This window comes from Streptococcus oralis SK304 (assembly GCF_000287715.1).
GTDB lineage: Bacteria > Bacillota > Bacilli > Lactobacillales > Streptococcaceae > Streptococcus > Streptococcus oralis_Y.
On record NZ_ALJN01000016.1, the window covers coordinates 393,635 to 417,947 of the forward strand.

Here is a 24,313-nt window from a genome sequence, read left to right on the forward strand (position 1 = left end):
AAGAAGCATTAGTGATTTTTAATGGATATTTGGTTAAATGTGGTAAAGAAAGAATACTGGGAACTTAATTCTTATGTTTTAACTACTAAACTCCACCTTCAGGACGAAAGTGGAGTTGTTTTTTTATTTCTTCAAGGTTTCGAGACGTGGGACAATCATTACAGTCAAGATGGCTGAGATAACCAATTCGGCGATTGAGTTTGTAGAGATAACAGTTGCTAGGAGTTTTTGGATATTGCCATCGAAGACATTTCCAAAAAGGAAGAAGATTCCACCAAGGACAAAGACGGTGTTGGTAAGGGAACCAAGGGCACCAGCTAGGATTAGCCCAGTTTTATTTTTCATCAGTTTATAAACCAAGTAAGGTGTCAGACCGATCAAAACGCGAGGGACAATAGCGATAATCGCAGAATAGATGTTTCCGTTCGGTACGAATGGAGAAAAGAGGTAGCTGGTTGGAAGGATGGTAATCGTGTTTACCGTTAAGCTCAATAGTCCCATAAGAAAACCAAGTGTAACTCCAACTCGTGGGCCGTAAATGATACTAGCAATGATTACTGGAATATGAACGATAGTTGGTTTAATTGGAAATGGGAAAAGATTAAATAGGAGGGAGCTCAAAAAGTGGATAACGAGCATAACTGCAAAAAAGATAGCAATTGGGGCAATGTTAGAGCGTTTGTTCATCGAGGGTTTCCTTTATTCTTTCTAATATAGTATTCAGGTCAGCTAGGGCGCCTTTGCCGTGATCGCCACAGGCTAGTAAAGATTCTTTTGGGGAGATAATCTGATAACCATAGGTCTCTAATGTTTTTAGATTAGCCTGAGTCGCCGGATGGTCATACATTTTTGTATTCATGGCTGGTGCGACTAACTTTTTGACGTGGTTTGGCAGGGCAAGCGCTGTGCTTGTCACCATGTTGTCAGCAAATCCGTGGGCTAACTTTGCGATGGTATTAGCAGTAGCGGGGACGACAATAAAAAGGTCAGTCCTTTTGCCTAGTTCGATATGATTGACTTGATCAGGATAGGGTTCCTGCATGACATCAAGGTGAACTGGATTCTGTGAGAGGACCTGTAGTGTCAACGGTTGGATAAACTCTCTTGCCGTCTCAGTCATTAAGACAGTGACACCATGGCCTTGTTTTTTCAAAGAACTGACTAAATCAGCTGCTTTATAGGAGGCTATGGAACCTGTCACTGCGATGAGAATATTTGCCATGGCTTTCCTTTCTATGAATCGTATGCTTGAATTTTTTCAAGAAGGAGGTTTGCAATTTCCTCTTTGGTTTGAACAGTTTGAAGATGATCATTCTCAACAAAGATTGCGCGATGCTGATTTGCTGAAATTTGAGTGAGATCATTTGCAATGATTAAGTCTGCTTGGTTCTTGATAAGGCTTTTTCTAGCAATTTCTATGAGATAATCTTCAGAGACATCAACCAACAGTTTGAAACCAATCAAATGAATGGCAGGATTCCATTCTTTGATTAGAGAGATGATTTTGGGTGTTTTTTTCAGGAATAAAACCTGAACCTCGTCAGTTGAAGAAATCTTAGCTTGATGATTTTGCTTATTTAAAAATTCTTCTAAATTAGAGCTAGCCTGGACCTCCCCCAGCCCCGTCATATAAACAGGAGTATAGTCTGATACAGCCATTGAGTGGATTAAGACCTGATAATTTGGAACACAATCCTTCATTTTCAGAAGAAGGTCGTTGGTATTATTAATTTCTCGAATGCTTAGGTTGGGATGAGGTTCTGGCTTAATAGCACTAGGAGTAGTAATCAAACAAACCTCATGGCCAGCAGCAAGTAGGGCTTCGGTGATGATTTTCCCCAAGCGACCCGTTGAATGGTTAGTGATAGAGCGGACGCTATCGATTGCTTCACTTGTACCGCCTGACGTAACTAAAATTTTCATAGGATTATTGTACAAAAAAAAGAAATGCAAGTCAAAGAAAGCGTTTGTTATTTTATCTAATTTTCCAGCAAGATTATAGTTTTTGGCTATAAAAACTTATAAAAAGTAAAAAAGATGACTAAAATCGGCCTTAAAACTTGATGTTTATAAACTTTACTAAGCTTTTTGTATGTGAAAAACTTTTTTTTGTGTTATAATGAGTTATCATATTAGAGGTTAGAGGAGTTTTGAATGAAAACAGATATTGAAATCGCACAGAGTATTGAGTTGAAGCCAATCGTTGATGTTGTAGAGAAACTGGGTATTTCTTACGACGACCTGGAGTTGTACGGGAAGTATAAGGCTAAACTCAGCTTTGATAAAATTCGTGCAGTTGAGAGCAATCCAGTTGGAAAATTGATCTTGGTTACTGCCATTAACCCAACACCTGCAGGTGAAGGGAAATCAACCATTACCATTGGTCTTGCGGATGCCTTGAACAAGATTGGTAAGAAAACCATGATTGCCATTCGCGAACCGTCTCTTGGTCCAGTCATGGGGATTAAGGGAGGTGCAGCCGGTGGTGGTTATGCCCAAGTGTTGCCAATGGAGGACATCAACCTCCACTTTACGGGGGATATGCATGCCATTACAACTGCTAACAATGCTCTTTCAGCCTTGATTGACAATCACTTGCACCAAGGGAATGAGCTAGGAATTGACCAACGTCGTATCCTCTGGAAACGTGTAGTAGACTTGAACGACCGCGCCCTTCGCCATGTTACCGTTGGACTTGGTGGCCCTCTAAATGGTATTCCACGTGAGGATGGTTTCGATATTACCGTAGCTTCAGAAATCATGGCCATTCTTTGCTTGGCGACTGATATTGAAGATTTGAAACGTCGTTTGGCGAATATTGTTATTGGCTATCGTTACGACCGCACGCCAGTTTCTGTTGGTGATTTACAGGTTGAAGGTGCTTTGGCATTGATTTTGAAAGATGCTATTAAGCCTAACTTGGTTCAGACAATTTACGGTACACCTGCCTTTGTACACGGTGGTCCATTTGCCAATATTGCTCATGGCTGTAACTCTGTCTTGGCAACAAGCACAGCTCTTCACTTGGCTGATTATACTGTTACTGAAGCTGGTTTTGGTGCAGACCTTGGTGCTGAGAAATTCCTTGATATCAAGACGCCAAACTTGCCAACATCTCCAGATGCAGTTGTCATCGTCGCAACCCTTCGTGCCCTTAAGATGAATGGTGGTGTAGCTAAGGACGCTCTTACAGAGGAAAATGTGGAGGCGGTCCGTGCCGGTTTTGCTAACTTGAAACGCCACGTTGAGAACATCCGTAAGTTTGGTATTCCAGCAGTTGTTGCGATTAATGAATTTGTCTCTGATACAGAAGCTGAAATTGCAGCTTTGAAGGAACTTTGTGCATCAATCGATGTGCCAGTTGAGTTGGCTAGTGTCTGGGCTGATGGCGCAGAAGGAGGCGTAGCGCTTGCCGAAACGCTTGTCAAGACAATCTCTGAAAATCCAGCCAACTATACTCGTCTTTATGACAATGACCTTTCTGTCCAAGAAAAGATTGAAAAAATTGTCACTGAAATCTATCGTGGTAGCAAAGTGAACTTTGAGAAGAAAGCTCAAACGCAAATTGCCCAAATCATTCAGAATGGTTGGGACAAATTGCCAATCTGTATGGCTAAAACTCAGTACAGTTTTTCTGACAATCCGAATGCACTTGGAGCGCCAGAAAACTTTGAAATTACCATTCGTGAATTGGTACCAAAATTGGGTGCAGGCTTCATCGTTGCCTTAACTGGTGATGTCATGACCATGCCAGGCCTTCCAAAACGTCCAGCCGCTCTTAATATGGATGTTGAAAGTGATGGAACCGTTTTAGGATTGTTCTAGTATATTGCAATTGATTTCAAATGAGTTTGGAAAAGCTATCCAAGCTCATTTTCGATTTTAGAAAGAGAAATATATGCCAACGATTCGAACAGTAAGGGAGTCTGATATTCCAGACCTACTTGCTATTTATGCTCCCTATGTCCTTAATACAGCCATTACATTTGAATATGAGGTGCCAAGTGTTGAAGAATTTCAAAGAATAATCCAAAAGACCTTGCTTAAATATCCTTATCTAGTGCTAGAGGAAGAAGGCAAAATTTTGGGATATGCCTATGCCTCCACCTATTATGATAGGAGAGCTTATGATTGGTCAGTTGAGGTGTCAATTTACTTGCACCAAGAAGCCAAAGGTCGAGGGTTAGGGAGTCTACTCTATGATTGTCTGGAGGAAGAATTAGTGTCAAGGGGTTACTTACGCTTCTTAGCTTGTATCACTTTGCCAAATGATAGGAGCATTTCTCTTCACCGAAAGAGGGGCTATGAACAAGTAGCTCATTTCCCTAAGATAGGCTATAAGTTTGAAAAATGGCATGATATCGTTTGGATGCAAAAGTCATTGACTCCTCCTGATGATATGAAAGAGTAGAATTCCACACGCAACCAGTCTAGGTAAAGATATTTTCCCTAATTTCTGATATAATAGAAACATTGACTTCAAGAGTAAGGAAGAGAAAATGAACGCATTATTGAATGGAATGAATGACCGTCAGGCTGAGGCGGTGCAAACGACAGAAGGGCCCTTGTTGATCATGGCAGGGGCTGGTTCTGGGAAGACCCGAGTTTTGACCCATCGTATTGCTTATTTGATTGATGAGAAGATGGTCAATCCTTGGAATATTTTGGCCATTACCTTTACCAATAAGGCTGCGCGTGAGATGAAGGAGCGTGCCTATGGGCTCAATCCAGCAACCCAGGACTGTCTGATTGCGACCTTTCACTCCATGTGTGTTCGTATCCTACGTCGCGATGCGGATCATATTGGCTACAACCGCAATTTTACCATAGTAGATCCTGGAGAACAGCGAACCCTCATGAAACGCATTCTCAAGCAGTTGAACTTGGATCCTAAAAAATGGAATGAACGGACTATTTTGGGAACCATTTCCAATGCTAAGAATGACCTAATTGATGATGTGGCTTATGCTGCTCAAGCTGGTGATATGTATACGCAAATCGTGGCCCAGTGTTATACGGCCTATCAAAAGGAGCTTCGTCAGTCTGAATCCGTTGACTTTGATGATTTGATTATGTTGACTTTGCGTCTCTTTGATCAGAATCCTGACGTCTTGACCTACTATCAGCAGAAGTTCCAGTACATCCATGTCGATGAGTACCAAGATACTAACCATGCCCAGTACCAATTGGTCAAACTCTTGGCTTCGCGTTTTAAAAATATCTGTGTGGTCGGTGATGCGGATCAGTCTATCTACGGTTGGCGTGGGGCTGATATGCAGAATATCTTGGATTTTGAAAAAGATTACCCTAACGCCAAGGTCGTTTTGTTAGAGGAAAATTACCGTTCAACCAAAACCATTCTCCAAGCTGCCAATGACGTCATCAAAAACAATCAAAATCGCCGCCCCAAGAATCTCTGGACCCAGAATGCTGATGGGGAACAGATTATTTACTATCGTGCAAATGACGAACAAGACGAGGCTGTTTTTGTAGCAAAAACCATCGATGAACTTGGTCGAACTCAAAACTTCCCCCACAAGGATTTTGCAGTTCTTTATCGGACTAACGCCCAATCTCGTACTATTGAGGAAGCCCTCCTAAAGTCCAATATTCCTTATACTATGGTTGGCGGAACCAAGTTCTACAGCCGTAAAGAAATCCGTGACATTATCGCTTATCTTAACCTCATTGCCAATTTGAGTGATAATATCAGTTTTGAGCGCATTATTAACGAACCAAAACGCGGAATTGGCCCAGGAACGGTTGAGAAAATTCGCGACTTTGCTAATATGCAAGACATGTCTATGCTGGATGCTTCAGCTAATATCATGCTGTCTGGTATCAAAGGAAAAGCAGCCCAGTCTATCTGGGATTTTGCCAATATGATTCTGGATTTGCGGGAGCAACTGGACCAGTTAAGTATTACTGAGCTGGTTGAGGCTGTTCTAGAAAAAACAGGTTATATCGATATTCTTAATGCTCAAGCGACCTTAGAAAGCAAGGCTCGGGTTGAAAATATCGAAGAGTTCCTATCTGTTACTAAGAATTTTGACGACAATCCTGATAGTCAAGAAGAGGCAACAGGTTTGGATAAACTCAGTCGTTTCCTGAATGACTTAGCCTTGATTGCAGATACAGATTCAGGCAGTCAGGAGACATCAGAAGTGACCTTGATGACCCTCCATGCAGCTAAGGGACTTGAGTTCCCAGTTGTCTTTATCATTGGGATGGAGGAAAATGTCTTTCCACTTAGCCGTGCAGCTGAAGATCCAGATGAGCTAGAAGAGGAACGCCGTTTGGCCTATGTCGGTATCACACGCGCAGAAAAGATCCTCTATCTGACCAATGCAAATTCTCGTCTGCTTTTTGGTCGTACCAATTATAATCGTCCAACACGTTTCATCAATGAAATCAGTTCGGACCTGCTTGAGTATCAAGGTTTGGCTCGTCCGGCAAATACCAGTTTCAAGGCTTCTTATAGCAGTGGTGGGATTGCTTTCGGTCAAGGTATGAGTTTAGCTCAGGCCCTTCAAGAACGGAAACGCAATGTCGCACCAAGCTCTATCCAGTCAAGTAGTCTCCCATTTGGACAATTTACAGCTGGAAATAAAAAAGATTCGACTGATACAAGTTGGTCTATTGGAGATATTGCACTTCACAAAAAGTGGGGTGAAGGAACAGTTCTTGAAGTGTCGGGTAGTGGCGCTACTCAGGAATTGAAAATCAATTTCCCAGAAGTGGGTCTGAAAAAACTCCTAGCTAGTGTTGCCCCAATTGAGAAAAAAATCTAATTTTTCATCCTTCTCACGAATAATAAAGTGAGGAGGATTTTTATGTACAGTATTTCATTCCAAGAAGATTCACTTTTGCCTAGAGAAAGACTAGTTAAAGAAGGAGTAGAGGCTCTGAGCAATCAAGAATTACTAGCTATTCTGCTTAGAACCGGAACGCGTCAGGCTAATGTATTTGAAATTGCTCAGAAAGTCTTGAATAGTCTGACTAGTCTAACTGATTTGAAAAAAATGACCCTGCAGGAATTGCAGAGTCTGTCTGGTATTGGACGGATTAAGGCCATTGAACTACAAGCGGTGATTGAACTGGGACATCGTATTCACAAACATGAAACCCTTGAGATGGAAAGTATTCTCAGTAGTCAAAAGCTAGCCAAGAAAATGCAACAGGAACTCGGCGATAAAAAACAAGAGCACCTAGTGGCGCTCTATCTCAATACTCAAAATCAAATCATTCATCAGCAAACTATCTTTATCGGATCTGCGACACGCAGCATTGCAGAACCAAGGGAAATCCTTCACTATGCCATCAAGCATATGGCCACCTCTGTGATTCTTGTTCACAATCATCCATCCGGTGCCGTATCACCTAGCCGAAATGATGATCATGTAACCAAGTTAGTCAAGGAAGCCTGTGAACTGATGGGACTGGTTTTCCTGGATCATCTGATTGTCTCTCACTCTGATTACTTTAGTTACTGTGAAAAGACGGATCTAATCTAGAGTTCATTAACAACATAGTCAAATAGCGTTTTGTCTTTGGGGCGATTTTCAAAGAGAAATTCAGGATGCCATTGAACACCAAGATAAGGAAGACCGTCCGTAGTTGTCACAGCCTCAATGATTCCATCTTTAGGATCATGTGCTACAACCTTAAGATTAGGAGCTAAATCTTTAATGCTCTGGTGGTGGAAGGAGTTGATATGAGAGATTTCTCCATAGATCTCTCGGAGAATGGTATCAGGTTCCGTTGCGAGGCGTTGGGTCGTGTATTCGGCTGAACAGTCCTGCCAATGATCCTCGATATCTTGGTGAAGCGTACCTCCCATAGCGACATTGAAAAGCTGAGTACCCCGGCAAACAGAGAAAATTGGTTTCTTCTGTTTAATCGCTTCTCTGATAAGGGCTAATTCAAACTGGTCTCTTTGAAGATGGTAGTCATCGCTGTCAATGGTTTTAGGCTCACCATAGTATTTTGGATCAACATTTTGCCCACCCGTTAGGATGAGCTTATCAATGATACTGATGTAATGGGTAGCCATTTCTTGATCACCAATCGGTAGGATGATTGGAATTCCGCCAGCGTCCTTGACTCCTTCAACAAAGCCCTTTGCTGCATAGCTCATCATGATGTCATCATCTGGATGAGCTTTTTCATTTCCTGTAATCCCAATAACTGGTTTTTTCATAAATGCTTTCGCTTTCTAATCCTCTTTACGCATAAAATAGAGGAGGGTTTGGAGTTCGCTTGTCAAATCGACATACTGAACGACTACATCTTTTGGAAGGTGGAGGTGAACAGGGGAAAAACTGAGAATACCTTTTATACCTGCATCGACCAAAAGATTGGCGACTTCTTGTGATTTAACACTTGGAACAGTTAGGATAGCAGTTTTAACATCTGCTTCTTTGATTTTTTCTTTAATTTGGGAGATACCATAGATTGGAATTCCATCAGGTGTTTGGGTTCCGACTTCTGGATGGTCATCTAGGTCAAATGCCATGATGATTTTCATCTTGTTACGCTCATGGAAGCGATAGTGGAGAAGGGCATGCCCCATATTCCCAATCCCAACCAACATAACATTGGTAATGGAGTTATCATTTAGGAGATCAGCAAAAAAAGTCATCAGTTTTTTAACATCATAACCAAAACCACGACGACCTAGTTCACCAAAATAGGAAAAATCACGACGAACAGTCGCAGAATCGATACCAATAGCCTCTGCAATTTGCTTGGAGTTGGCACGTTCGATTTTCTCGGCATGAAATCTCTTGAAAATTCGATAGTAGAGAGAGAGTCTTTTTGCTGTTGCTTTTGGAATAGCAGACTGTTTATCTTTCACAAAACCACAACCTTTCTATTCTTCTATTTTATAGAAACATTGTGAAAAAATCAACAAAAACAAGAAAAAACTAAGAAAATCTTAGTTTTAGTCTTAAAAATTAGCTTGTGATAGAAAACGGTAGAGATCCCCGACCAATCCTTGATAAATAACTTTATCATCAAAGGTTAATGAGGTAACTAGGAATGTATCAGGAAGAGTTACACAACCTGATAGAGATAACATAAGCTCTTCGTAATTTTCAAATTCAAGGGTACGCTCTATTTGATAACTATCTTGATAAGTGAGACGATACATAGTCAATTATCTTTCTTCTTTTGTGAAGATACCGCGTTCTACAAGGCTGTCCATGAGGAAGTAGAATTTCTCTTGGTGGATATGATGGTCTTCTGATCTAAAGATATTAACCAAACGAAGGCCTGACTTGTCAGTGATATTGAGTTTAGCACCTGTAAGGTCTTTGTTGATGATGATTTTTAGCTTGAATCCTTCACCGCTGTTAGGTACTTTCTCAAGCAGACGAGTCAGTTCGAAGTTTCCAACTTTTGTTTCAAAGAAAGTATTGTCTTTGAGTGTGAATTTTTTGACAGATGGGCTAAGTGTGTAGTCGTAGCGGCAGTTTTGTAGTTTAATGGTTTTTTCGAATGCCATTAGATTAATCTCCAATAATATTTTTTAAGGTCTGTGCGAGTTGTTTTAGTTCTTCCTCAGTGTTAAGAGGAGACAGACTGATACGGACAGATTCTTTCAAACGATGTGAATCTGGTCCATAAAATGCTTCAAGCACATGACTGGTTTGCACGACACCAGCAGTACAAGCCGAACCGGTAGAAATTGAAATTCCTTCAAGGTCTAACCGTAGCAAGAGCAAATCATTTTTTTGACCAGGAAAGCCAATGTTGATAACATAAGGAAGCTGGTGTTGGCTTTCGTTGAGATAGTATTCTAGATCTGCAATCTCATCTAGAAAAGCAGATTTTAATCCCTCTAGTTTTTGGTAATGTTCAGCTTGCTGCTCTAAGTCCTCTTTAAGAGCGGCGATCATGCCTACAATGGCAGCGAGATTTTCTGTTCCAGCCCGTTTCTTTTGTTCTTGGTCTCCACCGTGAAGGTAGGAATCAAAGTCCGCGGAAGAAGTATAAAGAAAGCCGACTCCTTTTGGCCCATGGAATTTGTGGGCAGAAGCGCTAAGGAAATCAATTCCTAATTCCTCGGGATGGATAGGAACTTTTCCGATAGCTTGAACAGCATCTACATGATAAGCCGCAGGATGCTCTTTTAAAACACGTCCAATCTCAGCGATAGGTAAGAGACTGCCCGTTTCATTATTAGCATACATAGTGGAAACGAGAATGGTATCGTCACGTAAAGCTTCTTGAATTTGCTGGGCAGTTATTTCTTGATTTACTGGTTGGATGATACTCGCTTCAAAACCAAAATGTTGCACCAGATAATCGATAGTCTCAAGCACAGAATGGTGTTCAATAGCTGTCGTGATGATATGTTTTCCATTTTTTTGATGACGGAGACAATAGCCGATAATAGCTGTATTGTTGCTTTCTGTACCACCAGATGTGAAAAAGATATGTTGAGATTTTGTCCCCAATAACTGGGCTAGTTCCTGACGGGCTTCTCGCAAGAGCTTGCCAGCCTGTCGACCATGACTATGAATACTAGAAGGATTACCATGGGTTTCTTGCATGACCTTGGTCATTTCTGAAATAGCAACTGCTGACATAGGAGTCGTTGCAGCATTGTCCAAATAAATCAAAGAATCACCTTATTTCTTTTTGTTGTAAGCAAAGAGTGGGCTGACTGGTTTTCTTTCATGGATGCGGACGATAGCATCTCCGATTAACTCGCTAGCAGTAATGTAACATACATTTTCTGGAGTTCTTTCTTTAGTTGCTACTGAGTCTGTCACAAGGATTTCCTTGATGTTTGTAGCATCAAGGAGGTCTGCTGCACCTTCAACAAATAAACCGTGACTAGATACTGCATAAATTTCAGTTGCACCTTCACGTTCAACGATTTTGGCTGCTTCAGAGAAAGTACGACCAGTATTTAGAATATCGTCAATCAAGATAGCCTTCTTGCCTTCGACATCCCCAATGATATAGCCTTCGTTACGATCAGAATCGTCTTGGGCGTAGTCAATGATAGCGATAGGGGCATCAAGGTATTCAGCCAAACTACGAGCACGTTTAACACCAGAGTTCTTTGGACTAACAACAACAACATCGGATCCAAGAAGTCCTTTATCACAGTAGTGCTTAGCAAATAGAGGAACAGTATAAAGATTGTCTACAGGAATGTCAAAGAAACCTTGAACCTGAACAGCGTGGAGGTCAAGCGTTAGAACACGGCTTACACCGGCCTTGACAAGCATATTGGCAACCAATTTTGCAGTGAGGGGCTCGCGAGAAGAAGCGATTCGATCCTGACGCGCATAACCAAAGTAAGGAAGGACAACGTTGATACTATGAGCACTTGCACGAACACAAGCATCAACCATGATTAATAATTCCATCAAGTGGTTGCTAACGGGGTAGCTGGTTGACTGGATGATGTAAACATCGTAACCACGGACACTTTCTTCGATGTTGACCTGGATTTCACCATCAGAAAATTGACGAGAGGATAATTTTCCGAGAGGTACACCAACTGTATCCGCAATCTTTTGAGCGATTTCTGGGTTAGAGTTTAGGGTGAAAAGTTTCATGTTGTTTCTATCTGACATTATAGACCGTCCTCTGTAAACTTTGTGAATCTCCTTTGAGAAAGTTCTGTTTTTCAAAGCAAGATTCTTTTATTTTTATCTTTTCTATTCTACCAAAAAAAGGAGATTATTTCAGCTTTTTTTCATGCTTTTAATAAAACGAATTAATTTTGAAGGAGCTTTCTGATAAGTTATGTGATTTTCATCTAAAAATTTCCGAAAATCGGCTTTCCCTTTTTCATGGTCTGTGACTTCAAGCTCGAGTTCATAGTCCGTTTGGTCAAAGTAGTGACTTTCATCTAACGCCATTAAGCCGATTTCTGTTTTCGTTTCATAACGAAGAGTCGAAAGGCAGCCTAAAACAAGCCAGTCATGACTTTCAATACCAATCTTAGCGAGCTTTTCTAGAACGAGCCCTTGAGGTAGTTTTTGTTTTTCTAGGTACGATTCAGCTTCTGGAAGAGTTAGTTTCTGGTTGTATTCCATATTTCCTACAGTTTGAGGCACTTTCAAGGTCAATTCCGCCCAATCTGCAAAAGTGCGAATGCGCATGGCAACCTTCTTTTCACGCAATTGAAAATCAGGTGTGTCAATGTAGTAGTTTTTCTGAAGGACGGGTTGGATATGGGAAAACTGTTTTTTTAGATAATCATATTCCTCTTTTTTCAGAAGTGTTTTCAATTCTATTTCTAAATGTTTCATTTTTTCAACCTTTTCTATATCTTTGAAAGCGATTTATGGTATAATGGACAATGTATTTATTGTATACGAATGTACTGAAAAAATCAAAGATTTTCGACAGAGCAATCAAACATTACAAGGGAGAAAGTATGACCATAGAATGGGAAGAATTTTTAGATCCTTACATTCAGGCTGTAGGTGAGTTGAAGATCAAACTTCGGGGAATTCGCAAACAGTATCGTAAGCAAAACAAGCATTCTCCGATTGAGTTTGTAACGGGTCGTGTCAAACCGATTGAAAGTATCAAAGAAAAGATGGCTCGTCGAGGAATTACTTATGCAAATCTAGAACATGATCTGCAAGATATTGCTGGTTTACGTGTCATGGTTCAGTTTGTTGATGACGTTAAAGAAGTAGTTGAGATTCTACGTAAACGCCAAGATATGAGAATCGTTCAGGAACGAGACTATATCACTCATCGTAAGGCTTCAGGTTATCGTTCTTATCACGTGGTTGTCGAGTACACGGTTGATACGATCAACGGAGCTAAGACGATTTTGGCGGAAATTCAAATACGTACTTTAGCCATGAATTTCTGGGCTACGATTGAGCACTCGCTCAATTATAAATACCAGGGCGATTTCCCAGAAGAAATCAGGAAAAGACTGGAAATCACGGCCAAAATAGCCTATCAACTGGATGAAGAAATGGGTAAGATTCGTGACGATATACAGGAAGCGCAGGCTCTCTTTGATCCATTGAGCAGAAAACTAAACGATGGTGTAGGAAATAGTGACGATACAGATGAAGAATACAGGTAAACGAGTTGACCTCATAGCAAATAGAAAACCTCAGAGTCAGAAGGTCTTGCATGAGCTGAGGGAAAAACTAAAGAAACAACATTTTATACTGAATGATACCAATCCCGACATCGTCATTTCGATTGGTGGAGATGGGATGCTTTTGTCTGCTTTCCACAAGTATGAGAATCAGTTAGAAAAGGTTCGATTTGTAGGTGTTCATACAGGGCATTTGGGATTCTACACAGATTATCGTGATTTTGAGTTGGATCAGTTGGTGACCAATCTTCTGCTAGACACTGGTGCCAAAGTTTCCTATCCTGTTTTGAATGTCAAGGTAACGCTTGAAAATGGAGAAGTGAAAATCTTCCGAGCTTTAAATGAAGCGAGTATCCGTCGATCAGACCGCACCATGGTTGCGGATATCATCATTAACCACGTTCCGTTTGAGAGATTTCGTGGAGATGGAGTGACTGTTTCGACGCCGACGGGAAGTACTGCCTATAACAAGTCCTTGGGGGGAGCTGTCTTGCATCCTACCATTGAAGCCTTGCAGTTGACGGAAATAGCAAGTCTTAACAACCGAGTCTACCGCACTCTGGGATCATCAATCATTATTCCCAAAAAAGATAAGATTGAGCTCTTGCCGACACGCAATGATTACCACACGATATCAGTCGATAACAGTGTCTATTCATTCCGTAATATCGAACGGATTGAGTATCAAATCGACCATCACAAGATTCACTTCGTAGCGACTCCAAGCCACACTAGTTTTTGGAATCGTGTCAAAGATGCCTTCATCGGCGAGGTGGATGAATGAGGTTCGAATTTACCGCAGATGAGCACGTTAAAGTCAAAACTTTTCTCAAGAAACACGAGGTTTCTAAGGGACTTTTGGCTAAGATTAAGTTTCGAGGTGGGGCTATTCTGGTCAATGACCAACCTCAAAATGCGACTTATCTCTTAGATATTGGAGACAGGGTAACTATTGACATTCCAGCGGAGGAAGGGTTTGAGAGTCTTGAAGCAATTGAGCGTCCACTGGATATTCTCTATGAGGATGACCATTTTTTGGTTTTGAATAAACCTTATGGAGTAGCATCCATCCCCAGTGTCAATCATTCCAATACCATTGCTAATTTTATCAAGGGCTACTATGTCAAACAAGAATATGAAAATCAGCAAGTTCACATCGTGACTAGGCTTGATAGAGATACATCTGGTTTGATGCTTTTTGCCAAGCATGGTTACGCTCATGCACGTTTAGACAAGCAACTGCAGCGAAAGTCTATCGAGAAACGTTACTTTGCTTTAGTTAAAGGAGCTGGCGTCTTGGAGCCAGAAGGGGAGATTATCGCCCCGATTGCGCGTGATGTGGACTCCATTATCACGAGACGGGTTGCCAAAGGTGGGAAATACGCTCATACGTCTTACAAAGTTGTAGCGTCTTATGGAGATATTCACCTAGTTGATATTCGCCTGCATACTGGACGAACTCATCAGATCCGAGTGCATTTTTCTCATATCGGCTTTCCTTTGTTGGGAGACGATCTCTATGGAGGAAGCTTAGACGATGGGATTCAACGTCAGGCTCTGCATTGTCATTATTTATCTTTTTATCATCCTTTTCTGGAGCAAGATTTGCAACTAGAAAATCCCTTACCGGATGATTTCAGCAATCTTATAACTCAGTTATCAACTAATACTCTTTAAAATCTATTTTGAGTATAATTTAATTTTTTAAAGGAGAAAACTCATGGAAGTTTTTGAAAATCTCAAAGCCAACCTAGTTGGCAAAAATGCTCGTATTGTTCTCCCTGAAGGGGAAGAACCTCGTATTCTTCAGGCAACCAAACGCTTGGTAAAAGAAACAGAAGTTGTTCCTGTTTTGCTTGGGAACCCAGAAAAAATCAAAATTTATCTTGAAATAGAAGGGATCATGGATGGTTATGAAGTGATCGATCCTCAACACTATCCTCAATTTGAAGAAATGGTTGCTGCTTTAGTAGAGCGTCGTAAGGGCAAAATGACTGAAGAAGAAGCGCGCAAAGTTTTGGTTGAAGATGTCAACTACTTTGGTGTTATGTTAGTCTACTTGGGCTTGGTTGACGGTATGGTATCTGGTGCGATTCACTCAACTGCCTCAACAGTTCGCCCAGCCCTTCAAATCATCAAAACACGCCCAAATGTTACTCGTACGTCAGGTGCCTTCCTCATGGTACGTGGTACAGAACGTTACCTATTTGGAGACTGTGCCATTAATATCAATCCAGATGCAGAAGCCTTGGCTGAAATTGCGATCAATTCAGCAATCACAGCTAAGATGTTTGGTATCGAGCCTAAAATTGCCATGCTAAGCTATTCTACTAAAGGTTCAGGCTTTGGTGCAAGCGTTGATAAGGTTGTTGAAGCGACTAAAATTGCTCACGACTTGCGCCCAGACCTTGAGATTGATGGTGAGTTGCAATTTGATGCAGCCTTCCACCCTGAAACTGCAGCATTGAAAGCTCCAGGAAGTAACGTTGCTGGGCAAGCAACTGTCTTTATCTTCCCTGGTATCGAAGCAGGAAATATTGGCTACAAGATTGCAGAACGTCTTGGTGGCTTCGCGGCTGTAGGTCCAGTTCTGCAAGGTTTGAACAAACCGGTTAACGACCTTTCTCGTGGATGTAATGCAGATGATGTTTACAAGTTGACCCTTATCACAGCAGCTCAAGCAGTTCATCAATAAGATTTAGTCCTCTTTCCCATGGGAAGAGGCTTTTTAGTACTGAGAAAAGGACAGTTAGAAGCTTCTATGTTATACTAGATATATGTTAGATTTGAAAGAATACGGTATCGTCATGTGGCCGGAGGAGAAGATTTCCTCTTTTCGTGAGAAACTCCTCAACTGGTATGATGAAAATAAACGGGATTTACCCTGGCGTAGAAGTAAAAATCCTTATCATATCTGGGTTTCTGAAATCATGCTCCAGCAGACTAGGGTAGATACGGTTATCCCCTACTATGAACGATTTTTGGACTGGTTTCCAACTGTTGAAAGTTTGGCAAATGCGCCTGAGGAGCGTTTACTGAAAGCTTGGGAGGGGTTGGGCTATTATTCCCGCGTACGCAATATGCAGTCGGCAGCTCAGCAGATTATGACAGACTTTGAAGGGAAATTTCCAAACACTTACGAAGGAATTTCTAGCTTGAAAGGGATTGGCCCCTATACTGCAGGAGCAATTTCCAGTATTGCTTTTAACTTGCCTGAGCCAGCGGTTGATGGCAATGTCATGCGGGTTTTGGCACGCTTGTTTGAGGTTAATCATGATATCGGAGTTCCCAGCAATCGTAAGATTTTCCAATCCATGATGGAAATCTTGATTGACCCGAAACGACCAGGAGACTTTAACCAAGCTCTGATGGATTTAGGGTCCGACATAGAGGCCCCAGTTAATCCTAGACCAGAAGAAAGTCCTGTTAAGGAATTTAGCGCAGCCTATCAGAATGGAACCATGGATCGATATCCAATCAAAGAACCCAAGAAAAAGCCTCTCCCAATATATCTCAAGGCTTTGGTTGTGTGCAATGACCGTGGTCAATATCTTCTTGAGAAAAATGAAAGTGAGAAACTGCTAGCCGGTTTTTGGCATTTCCCGCTGATTGAAGTTGAGGATTTCTACAGCGATGATAATCAACTAGATCTCTTTTCACAAGTTAAAGAGGAAAGCAGAGCTTTTGGACCAAGTCCTCAAGAAAACTTTGAGCAGGATTATGATTTAGAAGTGAATTGGTCCCAGCAAGTATTTGACCAGGTAAAGCATGTATTTAGTCATCGGAAATGGCATATTCAAATCCTAGCTGGTCAAGTGACAGATTCGAAACAGTTTTCTGACAGAGAAGTTCGTTGGGTTTCTCCTCAGGAGTTTTCTGATTATCCACTGGCTAAACCTCAACAAAAAATTTGGCAGGCTTATAAAAACAACTCTCGAAGATGAAGGCTTACAGTAGCCATTTGTGCCTTCTTTGTATTTTTTTGTTATAATAGATAGAGAAAAGGTGATAAAATGAAAAAAATATTAATTGTAGATGATGAGAAACCAATCTCGGATATTATTAAGTTTAATATGACCAAGGAAGGTTACGAAGTTGTAACCGCATTTAATGGTCGTGAAGCAATTGAGCTATTTGAAGCAGAGCAACCAGATATTATTATTCTAGACTTGATGCTTCCGGAAATCGATGGTTTAGAAGTTGCTAAAGCTATTCGTAAGACTAGTAGCGTTCCGATTATTATGCTCTCAGCTAAGGATAGTGAGTTTGACAAAGTTATTGGTTTGGAGTTAGGTGCAGATGATTATGTTACAAAACCCTTCTCAAACCGTGAGTTGCAAGCCCGTGTGAAAGCTTTACTTCGTCGTACAGATCTTGCTTCAGTAGATAGCCAAGAGTCTGATGAGAAGAAGACGCAGCCTTTACAAATTGGTGATTTGGAAATCGTTCCAGATGCTTACGTGGCTAAGAAATATGGTGAGGAATTAGATTTGACCCACCGTGAGTTTGAACTCTTGTACCACTTGGCTTCTCATATTGGACAAGTGATTACGCGTGAACACTTGCTTGAGACTGTTTGGGGGTATGACTATTTTGGTGATGTTCGTACGGTGGACGTGACCATTAGACGTTTGCGTGAAAAAATTGAAGACATACCAAGCCGTCCAGAATATATCCTCACACGTCGTGGTGTTGGCTACTATATGAAAAATAATGATTGAAGATATTAGACAAACTATTCTGACCAGTGATTTTATCTTTATCCTGATTTTACTTGGCTTTATCCTAGTTGTGACCTTGTTGTTGCTGGAAAACCGTCGGGATAATATCCGGTTAAAAGAGATAAATCAGAAGGTTAAGGACTTAATTGCAGGTGATTATTCTCAAGTTTTGGACTTGCAGGGTAGTACAGAGATCACCAACATCACCAATAATCTGAATGATTTGTCAGAAGTTATTCGTTTAACCCAAGAAAATCTGGAACAAGAGAGTAAACGATTGAACAGTATTCTTTCTTACATGACAGATGGCGTCCTTGCGACCAATCGTCGTGGTCAGATTACCATGATTAACGACATGGCCAAGAAACAATTAGGTGTGCAGAAAGAAGATGTTCTTAACAAAAGCATCCTCGAATTACTCAAGATAGAAGATGAGTATGAGCTACGCGACCTGATTACACAGATTCCTGAGTTGACGATTGACTCCCAAGATGTGAATGGGGAATACCTGAGCCTTCGTGTACGTTTTGCCCTGGTTCGTCGTGAGTCTGGCTTTATCTCTGGTTTGGTTGCCGTTTTACATGATACGACCGAGCAAGAGAAGGAAGAGCGTGAGCGAAGACTCTTTGTTTCAAACGTCAGTCATGAGTTGCGTACTCCTTTGACCAGTGTTAAATCTTATCTCGAAGCCTTGGATGAGGGAGCTCTGTATGATCCTGTCGCCCCTGATTTTATTAAGGTTTCACTCGATGAAACCAACCGTATGATGCGTATGGTGACAGATCTCTTGCATCTATCTCGTATTGACAATGCGACTACTAAACTCGATATAGAGTTGATTAACTTTACAGCCTTTATCACCTTCATCCTCAACCGTTTTGATAAGATGAGAAATCAGGATGAAGAGAAAAAATATGAGCTAGTGAGAGATTATCCAATAACTTCAGTTTGGATTGAGATTGATACGGATAAGATGACCCAGGTGATTGATAATATTCTTAACAATGCCATCAAGTATTCACCAGATGGTGGGAAGATTACGGTTAGCATGAAAACCACGGATGACCAGATGATTTTATCAATTTCTGACCAGGGTCTTGGGATTCCAAAACAAGATTTGCCTAGGATTTTTGACCGCTTTTACCGTGTGGATCGCGCAAGAAGTCGTGCTCAAGGTGGGACTGGTTTGGGTCTGGCTATCGCGAAAGAAATCATCAAACAACACAATGGTTTTATTTGGGCAAAAAGCGAATACGGTAAGGGCTCAACCTTTACCATAGTGCTCCCTTATGATAAGGATGCCGTAAAAGAAGAAATATGGGAGGACGAAATAGAAGACTAGAATGAGTGAAAAAGGCTTTAAATACAGTATTTTAGCATCAGGTTCCAGTGGAAATTCCTTTTATCTGGAAACCCCAAAAAAGAAAATCTTAGTGGATGCAGGCTTGTCTGGTAAGAAAATCACCAGTCTTTTGAGCGAAATCAATCGTAAGCCAGAAGATTTGGATGCTATTTTGATTACGCATGAACATTCAGATCATATTCATGGAGTTGGTGTATTGGCTCGCAAATATGGAATGGACCTTTACGCCAATGAAAAAACCTGGCAGGCTATGGAAAATAGCAAGTACCTCGGTAAAGTGGATTCATCACAGAAGCATATTTTTGAAATGGGTAAAACCAAAACCTTTGGCGATATTGATATTGAGAGTTTTGGGGTTAGCCATGATGCGGTAGCACCCCAGTTTTACCGCTTTATGAAAGACGACAAGAGCTTTGTCATGCTGACCGATACAGGTTACGTCAGTGACCGTATGGCAGGAATTGTCGAAAATGCAGACGGTTATCTCATCGAGTCCAACCACGACGTAGAAATCTTGAGAGCAGGATCTTACGCTTGGCGTCTCAAACAGAGAATTCTATCGGATCTCGGTCACCTCTCTAACGAGGATGGTGCTGAGGCCATGATTCGTGCAATGGGAAATCGAACCAAGAAAATCTACCTCGGGCATTTGTCCAAAGAGAACAATATCAAGGAGCTGGCTCATATGACCATGGTGAACCAGCTAGCACAAGCTGATCTGGGAGTAGGAGTAGACTTTAAAGTTTACGACACTTCCCCAGATACTGCAACACCATTGACAGATATATAAAAAAGAAGGCGAGTGCCTTCTTTTTTATATTTTTTACAATCCAGCAAATTCCTTGATTTCTTGTGCGGACATGGAAGAGTCACAACGGACATTGATTTGTCCATCAGAGATGTGGACAAAGCCTGGTACGGTTGGGATTCCATAGCGTGAGCGGAATTCTTGCAACTCATTAAGTTGGCTTGGTTCTTCACTGTTGATAAAGTAGATGTGCGCTTTGGTTTCAGCTACGACACCAGCCAAAGTGCCAGCAAATTTACGGCAGTAAGGGCAAGTTTTACGACCGATGAAGAAGGTTGCAGTTTCTTTATTATCAAGTGCTTCTTGAGCACGGGCAACAGTTGTGACTTCAAGATCTTTAATATTTTCTAAAAATTGTTCCATGAGTTTACCTCGCTTTCATTGATATGTCTAGTATGCCACAAAGTTCCTAAAATTGCTTAGATTTGATACGAAAAAAAGATGAGACTAGTTTATCTCATCTTTTATAGTTTCTTATTTCACAAACGCATTGATTTCAGCTTCGATGTTAGCAATCTTAGCTTGTGAATCTTCGTTGCTTTCACCCACAACGGCAATGTAGAACTTGATTTTTGGTTCTGTACCTGAAGGGCGAACTGCAATCCATGAACCGTCAGCAAGTGTATATTTCAACACATCACTTGGAGGAGTAGTCAAAGTTGTCACAGTACCATCAGCAGCAGTAGCAGTTTGAGCCTTGAAGTCTTCTACGACAGTGATAGCCGTTGCGTTCCATTCTTTCGGAGCATTGTTACGGAATTTAGCCATGATTGCTTTGATTTGTTCTGCACCATCGACACCAGAAAGGGTAACAGAGATGGTCTTTTCAGCGTAGTAGCCGTATTCTTTGTAGATTTCTTCGATACCATCAGCAAGTGTCAAACCACGTGAACGATAGTAGGCAGCAAGTTCAGCAACGACAAGAACGGCTTGGATAGCGTCTTTATCACGTACGAATGGTTTAATCAAGTAACCGAAGCTTTCTTCAAATCCCATCATGTAAGTGTGATTGTGTTTTTCTTCAAATTCTTGGATTTTCTCTGCGATGAATTTGAAACCAGTCAAAACGTTGAACATGGTTGCGCCGTAGCTTTCAGCAATCTTCGTTACCAAGTCAGTTGATACGATGGATTTGCAGAGAGCAGCATTTTCAGGAAGAGTTCCAGCACTCTTATGAGCTTCCAAGATGTATTTAGCCATGATAGCACCGATTTGGTTACCTGAAAGGTTGAGGTAGCAACCATCTTTTTGAAGAACTTCAACACCAACACGGTCAGCGTCTGGGTCAGTCGCCACAAGAACATCAGCACCAACTTGACGGCCGAGTTCTTCAGCAAGTGCAAAGGCTGCTTGGTTTTCTGGGTTTGGAGATTTAACAGTTGAGAAGTCTGGGTCTGGAGTTGCTTGAGCTTCAACGACTTGAACTGAGTCAAATCCTGCTTGTGCAAGAGCACGGCGAGCCAACATTTCACCAGTACCATGAAGTGGTGTGTAGACAATCTTCATGTCTTTACCAAACTCTTCAATCAAGGTTGGGTTGATGTTTACGTCTTTGACTTCTTTGAGGTATTCTGCATCAACAGCTTCGCCGATAACTTCAATCAAGCCAGAAGCTTTTTCAGCTTCTACATCAGCAACTTCGATAGCGAATGGGTTTTCGATAGCACGGATGTAAGTAGTCAAAGCGTCCGCGTCATGTGGAGGCATTTGCCCACCGTCTTCACCATAAACCTTGTAACCGTTAAATGGAGCAGGGTTATGGCTGGCAGTAATCATGATACCTGCAAAACAGTTGAGGTGACGAACTGCAAATGAGAGTTCTGGAGTTGGACGAAGGCTTTCAAATACGTAAGATTTGATACCATGTTTTGCAAGAACTGCCGCAGATTCAAAGGCAAACTCAGGTGAGAAGTGGCGGCTATCGTAGGCAATTGCAACACCGCGTTCTTTTTCGTTTCCATCTTTTGACTCAATCAAACGAGCCAATCCTTCAGTTGCTTGACGAACAACATAGATGTTGATGCGGTTTGTACCTGCACCGATCAAGCCGCGCATACCTGCAGTACCAAATTCAAGATTGGTGTAGAAAGCATCTTCTTTTGTTTTTTCGTCCATGTTTTCTAAATCTTGACGAAGATAGTCGGGAAGGCCGGCAAAATCGACCCATTTTTGATAATTTTCTTGGTAAGTCATAGAGTGTCTCCTTTGTTTATTTACTTTAATCGCTTTCATTATATCACTATTTGACATTTTAGTAAAACGTTAGCATAACTTAAAATGTAGGAAATTTACTTTTATTTCATTGTAGAAGAACAGCCCAATACGCTTTCTAATGAAAAAGAAGATGAATAGTTCGGGTTTATAACTCGAACTTTTTCTATCGTAATTGTGCAAAAGAGAAAAAGATAGTAAAATAGATGTATGATTATTTTACAAGCTAATAAAATTGAACGATCTTTTGCTGGAGAGGTTCTCTTTGAACATATCAACCTGCAAGTAGATGAACGAGATCGGATTGCCCTAGTTGGAAAAAATGGTGCAGGTAAGTCTACTCTTTTGAAGATTTTGGTTGGAGAAGAGGAGCCAACCAGTGGAGAAATCAATAAGAAAAAAGATGTTTCTCTGTCTTACCTAGCCCAAGATAGCCGTTTTGAGTCTGAAAATACCATTTACGATGAAATGCTTCATGTCTTTGATGACTTACGTCGAACTGAGAAGCAACTTCGTCAGATGGAACTGGAGATGGGTGAAAAGTCTGGTGAAGATCTGGATAAACTGATGTCAGATTACGATCGTTTGTCTGAGAATTTTCGTCAAGCAGGTGGCTTTACCTACGAAGCTGATACCCGCGCTATCTTGAATGGATTCAAGTTTGACGAGTCTATGTGGCAGATGAAAATTGCCGAGCTTTCTGGTGGTCAAAATACTCGTCTAGCACTGGCTAAAATGCTCCTTGAAAAGCCAAATCTTTTGGTCTTGGACGAGCCAACCAACCACTTGGATATCGAAACCATTGCCTGGCTAGAGAATTACTTGGTGAACTATAGCGGTGCGCTCATTATTGTCAGCCACGACCGTTACTTTTTGGACAAGGTTGCGACGGTTACACTCGATTTGACCAAGCATTCTTTGGATCGCTATGTAGGTAATTACTCTCGTTTTGTTGAGTTAAAGGAGCAAAAGCTAGCTACTGAGGCAAAAAACTATGAAAAGCAACAGAAGGAAATCGCTGCTCTAGAAGACTTTGTCAATCGCAATCTAGTCCGAGCTTCAACGACCAAACGTGCTCAATCTCGCCGCAAGCAACTGGAAAAAATGGAGCGTTTGGACAAGCCAGAAGCTGGTAAGAAAGCAGCCAATATGACCTTCCAGTCTGAAAAAACGTCAGGTAATGTTGTCCTGACTGTTGAAAATGCGGCTATTGGCTATGATGGGGAAATATTGTCAGAACCTATCAATCTTGACCTTCGTAAGATGAATGCTGTTGCGATTGTCGGACCAAATGGTATTGGCAAATCGACCTTTATCAAGTCGATAGTGGACCAGATTCCTTTTATCAAGGGAGAAAAGCGATTTGGGGCCAATGTTGAGGTTGGCTACTATGATCAGACTCAAAGCAAGTTAACACCTAGTAATAGTGTTCTGGATGAACTCTGGAATGACTTTAAATTAACTCCGGAGGTTGAAATCCGAAACCGCCTTGGTGCCTTCCTTTTCTCAGGAGATGATGTTAAAAAGTCAGTTGGCATGCTGTCTGGTGGTGAACGCGCTCGTTTATTGCTTGCCAAACTTTCAATGGAAAACAATAACTTCTTGATTCTTGACGAGCCGACCAACCACTTGGATATTGATAGTAAGGAAGTGCTAGAAAATGCCCTGATTGACTTTGACGGTACCTTGCTGTTTGTCAGTCATGACCGTTACTTTATCAATCGTGTGGCCACTCATGTTTTGGAATTGTCTGAGAATGGCTCAACCCTCTACCTTGGAGATTATGACTACTATGTTGATAAAAAGGCTGAAATGGAAGTCAGCCAGACAGAAGAAACTTCAACAAGCAATCAAGCAAAAGAACCGAGCCCAGTCAATGACTATCAGGCTCAGAAAGAAAGTCAGAAAGAAGCCCGCAAGCTCATGCGCCAAATCGAGAGTTTGGAAGCTGAAATCGAAGGACTAGAGACCCAAAGTCAAGCCATTTCTGAACAAATGCTGGAAACCAACGATGCTGAAAAGCTCATGGAATTGCAGACTAAACTGGACAAAATCACTCATCGTCAGGAAGAAGCTATGCTTGAGTGGGAAGAGTTATCGGAGCAGGTGTAAGA

Annotated in this window: 25 protein-coding genes; 13 read left to right on the top strand and 12 right to left on the bottom strand. The window is 41.3% G+C overall.

What is annotated here, in order from left to right; genetic code table 11:
• Positions 1–123: 123 nt before the first annotated feature.
• From HMPREF1125_RS08790 to coaB, 3 genes are read right to left on the bottom strand one after another with little or no spacing between them, the layout of a single operon-like run.
• Positions 124–687, bottom strand: coding sequence for an ECF transporter S component (locus tag HMPREF1125_RS08790; RefSeq protein WP_001042724.1), 564 nt, complete (start codon positions 685–687; stop codon positions 124–126).
• On the bottom strand, positions 671–1,222 hold the full coding sequence (coaC, locus tag HMPREF1125_RS08795) for a phosphopantothenoylcysteine decarboxylase (RefSeq protein ID WP_001274052.1): 552 nt from the start codon (positions 1,220–1,222) through the stop codon (positions 671–673). Before coaC ends, HMPREF1125_RS08790 begins: the two co-directional genes overlap by 17 nt.
• Before the next feature lie 11 nt (positions 1,223–1,233).
• Entirely contained in the window at positions 1,234–1,923 is a 690-nt protein-coding gene (gene coaB / locus HMPREF1125_RS08800) for a phosphopantothenate--cysteine ligase (protein WP_002883223.1), read from the bottom strand.
• A gap of 231 nt (positions 1,924–2,154) precedes the next feature.
• Here coaB and HMPREF1125_RS08805 point away from each other — a divergent pair, with 231 nt between their 5' ends.
• From HMPREF1125_RS08805 to radC, 4 genes are all read left to right on the top strand, one after another.
• Positions 2,155–3,825 carry a formate--tetrahydrofolate ligase gene (locus HMPREF1125_RS08805; protein WP_000845253.1) on the top strand — a complete coding sequence of 557 codons (1,671 nt, stop codon included), beginning with the start codon at positions 2,155–2,157 and terminating at the stop codon, positions 3,823–3,825.
• A gap of 73 nt (positions 3,826–3,898) precedes the next feature.
• A complete protein-coding gene (locus HMPREF1125_RS08810) occupies positions 3,899–4,411 on the top strand; it encodes a GNAT family N-acetyltransferase (protein ID WP_001142346.1) in 513 nt (170 codons plus the stop codon).
• 88 nt (positions 4,412–4,499) lie between these two features.
• Complete coding sequence (gene pcrA, locus HMPREF1125_RS08815) at positions 4,500–6,791, top strand: DNA helicase PcrA (RefSeq protein WP_000992899.1); 2,292 nt, start codon at positions 4,500–4,502, stop codon at positions 6,789–6,791.
• Between the two features lie 42 nt (positions 6,792–6,833).
• Positions 6,834–7,514 (top strand): RadC family protein, encoded by a 681-nt coding sequence (gene radC / locus HMPREF1125_RS08820; RefSeq protein ID WP_000286941.1) that lies wholly within the window; start codon positions 6,834–6,836, stop codon positions 7,512–7,514.
• Here radC and HMPREF1125_RS08825 read toward each other — a convergent pair.
• The 7 genes from HMPREF1125_RS08825 to HMPREF1125_RS08855 form a co-directional block, all read right to left on the bottom strand.
• The gene (locus tag HMPREF1125_RS08825) at positions 7,511–8,200 is read right to left on the bottom strand and encodes a gamma-glutamyl-gamma-aminobutyrate hydrolase family protein (RefSeq protein WP_000743323.1); all 690 of its coding nucleotides are present in this window, start codon (positions 8,198–8,200) and stop codon (positions 7,511–7,513) included. The genes radC and HMPREF1125_RS08825 overlap by 4 nt on opposite strands.
• A gap of 15 nt (positions 8,201–8,215) precedes the next feature.
• Positions 8,216–8,857 (bottom strand): redox-sensing transcriptional repressor Rex, encoded by a 642-nt coding sequence (locus HMPREF1125_RS08830; RefSeq protein WP_000653419.1) that lies wholly within the window; start codon positions 8,855–8,857, stop codon positions 8,216–8,218.
• Between the two features lie 93 nt (positions 8,858–8,950).
• Positions 8,951–9,154, bottom strand: coding sequence for a DUF4649 family protein (locus HMPREF1125_RS08835; RefSeq protein ID WP_000286095.1), 204 nt, complete (start codon positions 9,152–9,154; stop codon positions 8,951–8,953).
• Between the two features lie 6 nt (positions 9,155–9,160).
• The gene (locus tag HMPREF1125_RS08840) at positions 9,161–9,508 is read right to left on the bottom strand and encodes a DUF1831 domain-containing protein (protein WP_000863518.1); all 348 of its coding nucleotides are present in this window, start codon (positions 9,506–9,508) and stop codon (positions 9,161–9,163) included.
• A 4-nt stretch (positions 9,509–9,512) separates the two neighbouring features.
• Positions 9,513–10,628 (bottom strand): cysteine desulfurase family protein, encoded by a 1,116-nt coding sequence (locus HMPREF1125_RS08845; protein WP_000639683.1) that lies wholly within the window; start codon positions 10,626–10,628, stop codon positions 9,513–9,515.
• Positions 10,629–10,637: 9 nt separating this feature from the next.
• The gene (locus HMPREF1125_RS08850) at positions 10,638–11,597 is read right to left on the bottom strand and encodes a ribose-phosphate diphosphokinase (protein WP_001283846.1); all 960 of its coding nucleotides are present in this window, start codon (positions 11,595–11,597) and stop codon (positions 10,638–10,640) included.
• Positions 11,598–11,708: 111 nt separating this feature from the next.
• A complete protein-coding gene (locus HMPREF1125_RS08855) occupies positions 11,709–12,278 on the bottom strand; it encodes a CYTH domain-containing protein (RefSeq protein ID WP_000681313.1) in 570 nt (189 codons plus the stop codon).
• Between the two features lie 128 nt (positions 12,279–12,406).
• Here HMPREF1125_RS08855 and HMPREF1125_RS08860 point away from each other — a divergent pair, with 128 nt between their 5' ends.
• The 8 genes from HMPREF1125_RS08860 to HMPREF1125_RS08895 all read left to right on the top strand — a co-directional run bounded on the left by HMPREF1125_RS08860 (position 12,407) and on the right by HMPREF1125_RS08895 (position 19,970).
• A complete protein-coding gene (locus HMPREF1125_RS08860) occupies positions 12,407–13,078 on the top strand; it encodes a GTP pyrophosphokinase (RefSeq protein WP_000151551.1) in 672 nt (223 codons plus the stop codon).
• A complete protein-coding gene (locus tag HMPREF1125_RS08865) occupies positions 13,062–13,880 on the top strand; it encodes an NAD kinase (protein WP_000799064.1) in 819 nt (272 codons plus the stop codon). The genes HMPREF1125_RS08860 and HMPREF1125_RS08865 overlap by 17 nt, the downstream gene beginning before the upstream one ends.
• Positions 13,877–14,773 carry an RluA family pseudouridine synthase gene (locus HMPREF1125_RS08870; protein ID WP_001210023.1) on the top strand — a complete coding sequence of 299 codons (897 nt, stop codon included), beginning with the start codon at positions 13,877–13,879 and terminating at the stop codon, positions 14,771–14,773. The genes HMPREF1125_RS08865 and HMPREF1125_RS08870 overlap by 4 nt, the downstream gene beginning before the upstream one ends.
• 43 nt (positions 14,774–14,816) lie before the next feature.
• The gene (gene pta / locus HMPREF1125_RS08875; protein WP_000451562.1) at positions 14,817–15,791 is read left to right on the top strand and encodes a phosphate acetyltransferase; all 975 of its coding nucleotides are present in this window, start codon (positions 14,817–14,819) and stop codon (positions 15,789–15,791) included.
• Between the two features lie 82 nt (positions 15,792–15,873).
• Positions 15,874–17,040: an A/G-specific adenine glycosylase gene (mutY, locus tag HMPREF1125_RS08880; protein WP_000886140.1), complete on the top strand. Its 1,167-nt coding sequence runs from the start codon at positions 15,874–15,876 to the stop codon at positions 17,038–17,040.
• 69 nt (positions 17,041–17,109) lie between these two features.
• Positions 17,110–17,817 (top strand): response regulator YycF, encoded by a 708-nt coding sequence (gene yycF, locus HMPREF1125_RS08885; protein WP_000722061.1) that lies wholly within the window; start codon positions 17,110–17,112, stop codon positions 17,815–17,817.
• Positions 17,810–19,159: a cell wall metabolism sensor histidine kinase VicK gene (gene vicK, locus HMPREF1125_RS08890; protein ID WP_000568719.1), complete on the top strand. Its 1,350-nt coding sequence runs from the start codon at positions 17,810–17,812 to the stop codon at positions 19,157–19,159. Before yycF ends, vicK begins: the two co-directional genes overlap by 8 nt.
• A gap of 1 nt (position 19,160) precedes the next feature.
• Positions 19,161–19,970, top strand: a complete 810-nt coding sequence (locus HMPREF1125_RS08895; RefSeq protein ID WP_001290612.1) for an MBL fold metallo-hydrolase — start codon at positions 19,161–19,163, stop codon at positions 19,968–19,970.
• A 33-nt stretch (positions 19,971–20,003) separates the two neighbouring features.
• On the opposite strand, the gene HMPREF1125_RS08900 is transcribed toward HMPREF1125_RS08895, so the two are convergent.
• A complete protein-coding gene (locus HMPREF1125_RS08900) occupies positions 20,004–20,351 on the bottom strand; it encodes a thiol reductase thioredoxin (RefSeq protein WP_000434661.1) in 348 nt (115 codons plus the stop codon).
• 111 nt (positions 20,352–20,462) lie between these two features.
• Positions 20,463–22,181 (bottom strand): phospho-sugar mutase, encoded by a 1,719-nt coding sequence (locus HMPREF1125_RS08905; RefSeq protein WP_000222136.1) that lies wholly within the window; start codon positions 22,179–22,181, stop codon positions 20,463–20,465.
• A gap of 228 nt (positions 22,182–22,409) precedes the next feature.
• Between HMPREF1125_RS08905 and abc-f the strand changes: the two genes are divergently transcribed.
• Positions 22,410–24,311: a ribosomal protection-like ABC-F family protein gene (abc-f, locus tag HMPREF1125_RS08910; RefSeq protein ID WP_000584907.1), complete on the top strand. Its 1,902-nt coding sequence runs from the start codon at positions 22,410–22,412 to the stop codon at positions 24,309–24,311.
• The last annotated feature ends 2 nt before the right edge of the window (positions 24,312–24,313 follow it).

Bases quoted from the DNA above. Each gene is read 5' to 3' on its own strand.
- HMPREF1125_RS08790 (WP_001042724.1), bottom strand. From the start codon at position 687: ATGAACAAACGCTCTAACATTGCCCCAATTGCTATCTTTTTTGCAGTT.
- coaC (WP_001274052.1), bottom strand. From the start codon at position 1,222: ATGGCAAATATTCTCATCGCAGTGACAGGTTCCATAGCCTCCTATAAA.
- coaB (WP_002883223.1), bottom strand. From the start codon at position 1,923: ATGAAAATTTTAGTTACGTCAGGCGGTACAAGTGAAGCAATCGATAGC.
- HMPREF1125_RS08805 (WP_000845253.1), top strand. From the start codon at position 2,155: ATGAAAACAGATATTGAAATCGCACAGAGTATTGAGTTGAAGCCAATC.
- HMPREF1125_RS08810 (WP_001142346.1), top strand. From the start codon at position 3,899: ATGCCAACGATTCGAACAGTAAGGGAGTCTGATATTCCAGACCTACTT.
- pcrA (WP_000992899.1), top strand. From the start codon at position 4,500: ATGAACGCATTATTGAATGGAATGAATGACCGTCAGGCTGAGGCGGTG.
- radC (WP_000286941.1), top strand. From the start codon at position 6,834: ATGTACAGTATTTCATTCCAAGAAGATTCACTTTTGCCTAGAGAAAGA.
- HMPREF1125_RS08825 (WP_000743323.1), bottom strand. From the start codon at position 8,200: ATGAAAAAACCAGTTATTGGGATTACAGGAAATGAAAAAGCTCATCCA.
- HMPREF1125_RS08835 (WP_000286095.1), bottom strand. From the start codon at position 9,154: ATGTATCGTCTCACTTATCAAGATAGTTATCAAATAGAGCGTACCCTT.
- HMPREF1125_RS08840 (WP_000863518.1), bottom strand. From the start codon at position 9,508: ATGGCATTCGAAAAAACCATTAAACTACAAAACTGCCGCTACGACTAC.
- HMPREF1125_RS08850 (WP_001283846.1), bottom strand. From the start codon at position 11,597: ATGTCAGATAGAAACAACATGAAACTTTTCACCCTAAACTCTAACCCA.
- HMPREF1125_RS08855 (WP_000681313.1), bottom strand. From the start codon at position 12,278: ATGAAACATTTAGAAATAGAATTGAAAACACTTCTGAAAAAAGAGGAA.
- HMPREF1125_RS08860 (WP_000151551.1), top strand. From the start codon at position 12,407: ATGACCATAGAATGGGAAGAATTTTTAGATCCTTACATTCAGGCTGTA.
- HMPREF1125_RS08865 (WP_000799064.1), top strand. From the start codon at position 13,062: ATGAAGAATACAGGTAAACGAGTTGACCTCATAGCAAATAGAAAACCT.
- HMPREF1125_RS08870 (WP_001210023.1), top strand. From the start codon at position 13,877: ATGAGGTTCGAATTTACCGCAGATGAGCACGTTAAAGTCAAAACTTTT.
- pta (WP_000451562.1), top strand. From the start codon at position 14,817: ATGGAAGTTTTTGAAAATCTCAAAGCCAACCTAGTTGGCAAAAATGCT.
- mutY (WP_000886140.1), top strand. From the start codon at position 15,874: ATGTTAGATTTGAAAGAATACGGTATCGTCATGTGGCCGGAGGAGAAG.
- yycF (WP_000722061.1), top strand. From the start codon at position 17,110: ATGAAAAAAATATTAATTGTAGATGATGAGAAACCAATCTCGGATATT.
- vicK (WP_000568719.1), top strand. From the start codon at position 17,810: ATGATTGAAGATATTAGACAAACTATTCTGACCAGTGATTTTATCTTT.
- HMPREF1125_RS08895 (WP_001290612.1), top strand. From the start codon at position 19,161: ATGAGTGAAAAAGGCTTTAAATACAGTATTTTAGCATCAGGTTCCAGT.
- HMPREF1125_RS08900 (WP_000434661.1), bottom strand. From the start codon at position 20,351: ATGGAACAATTTTTAGAAAATATTAAAGATCTTGAAGTCACAACTGTT.
- HMPREF1125_RS08905 (WP_000222136.1), bottom strand. From the start codon at position 22,181: ATGACTTACCAAGAAAATTATCAAAAATGGGTCGATTTTGCCGGCCTT.
- abc-f (WP_000584907.1), top strand. From the start codon at position 22,410: ATGATTATTTTACAAGCTAATAAAATTGAACGATCTTTTGCTGGAGAG.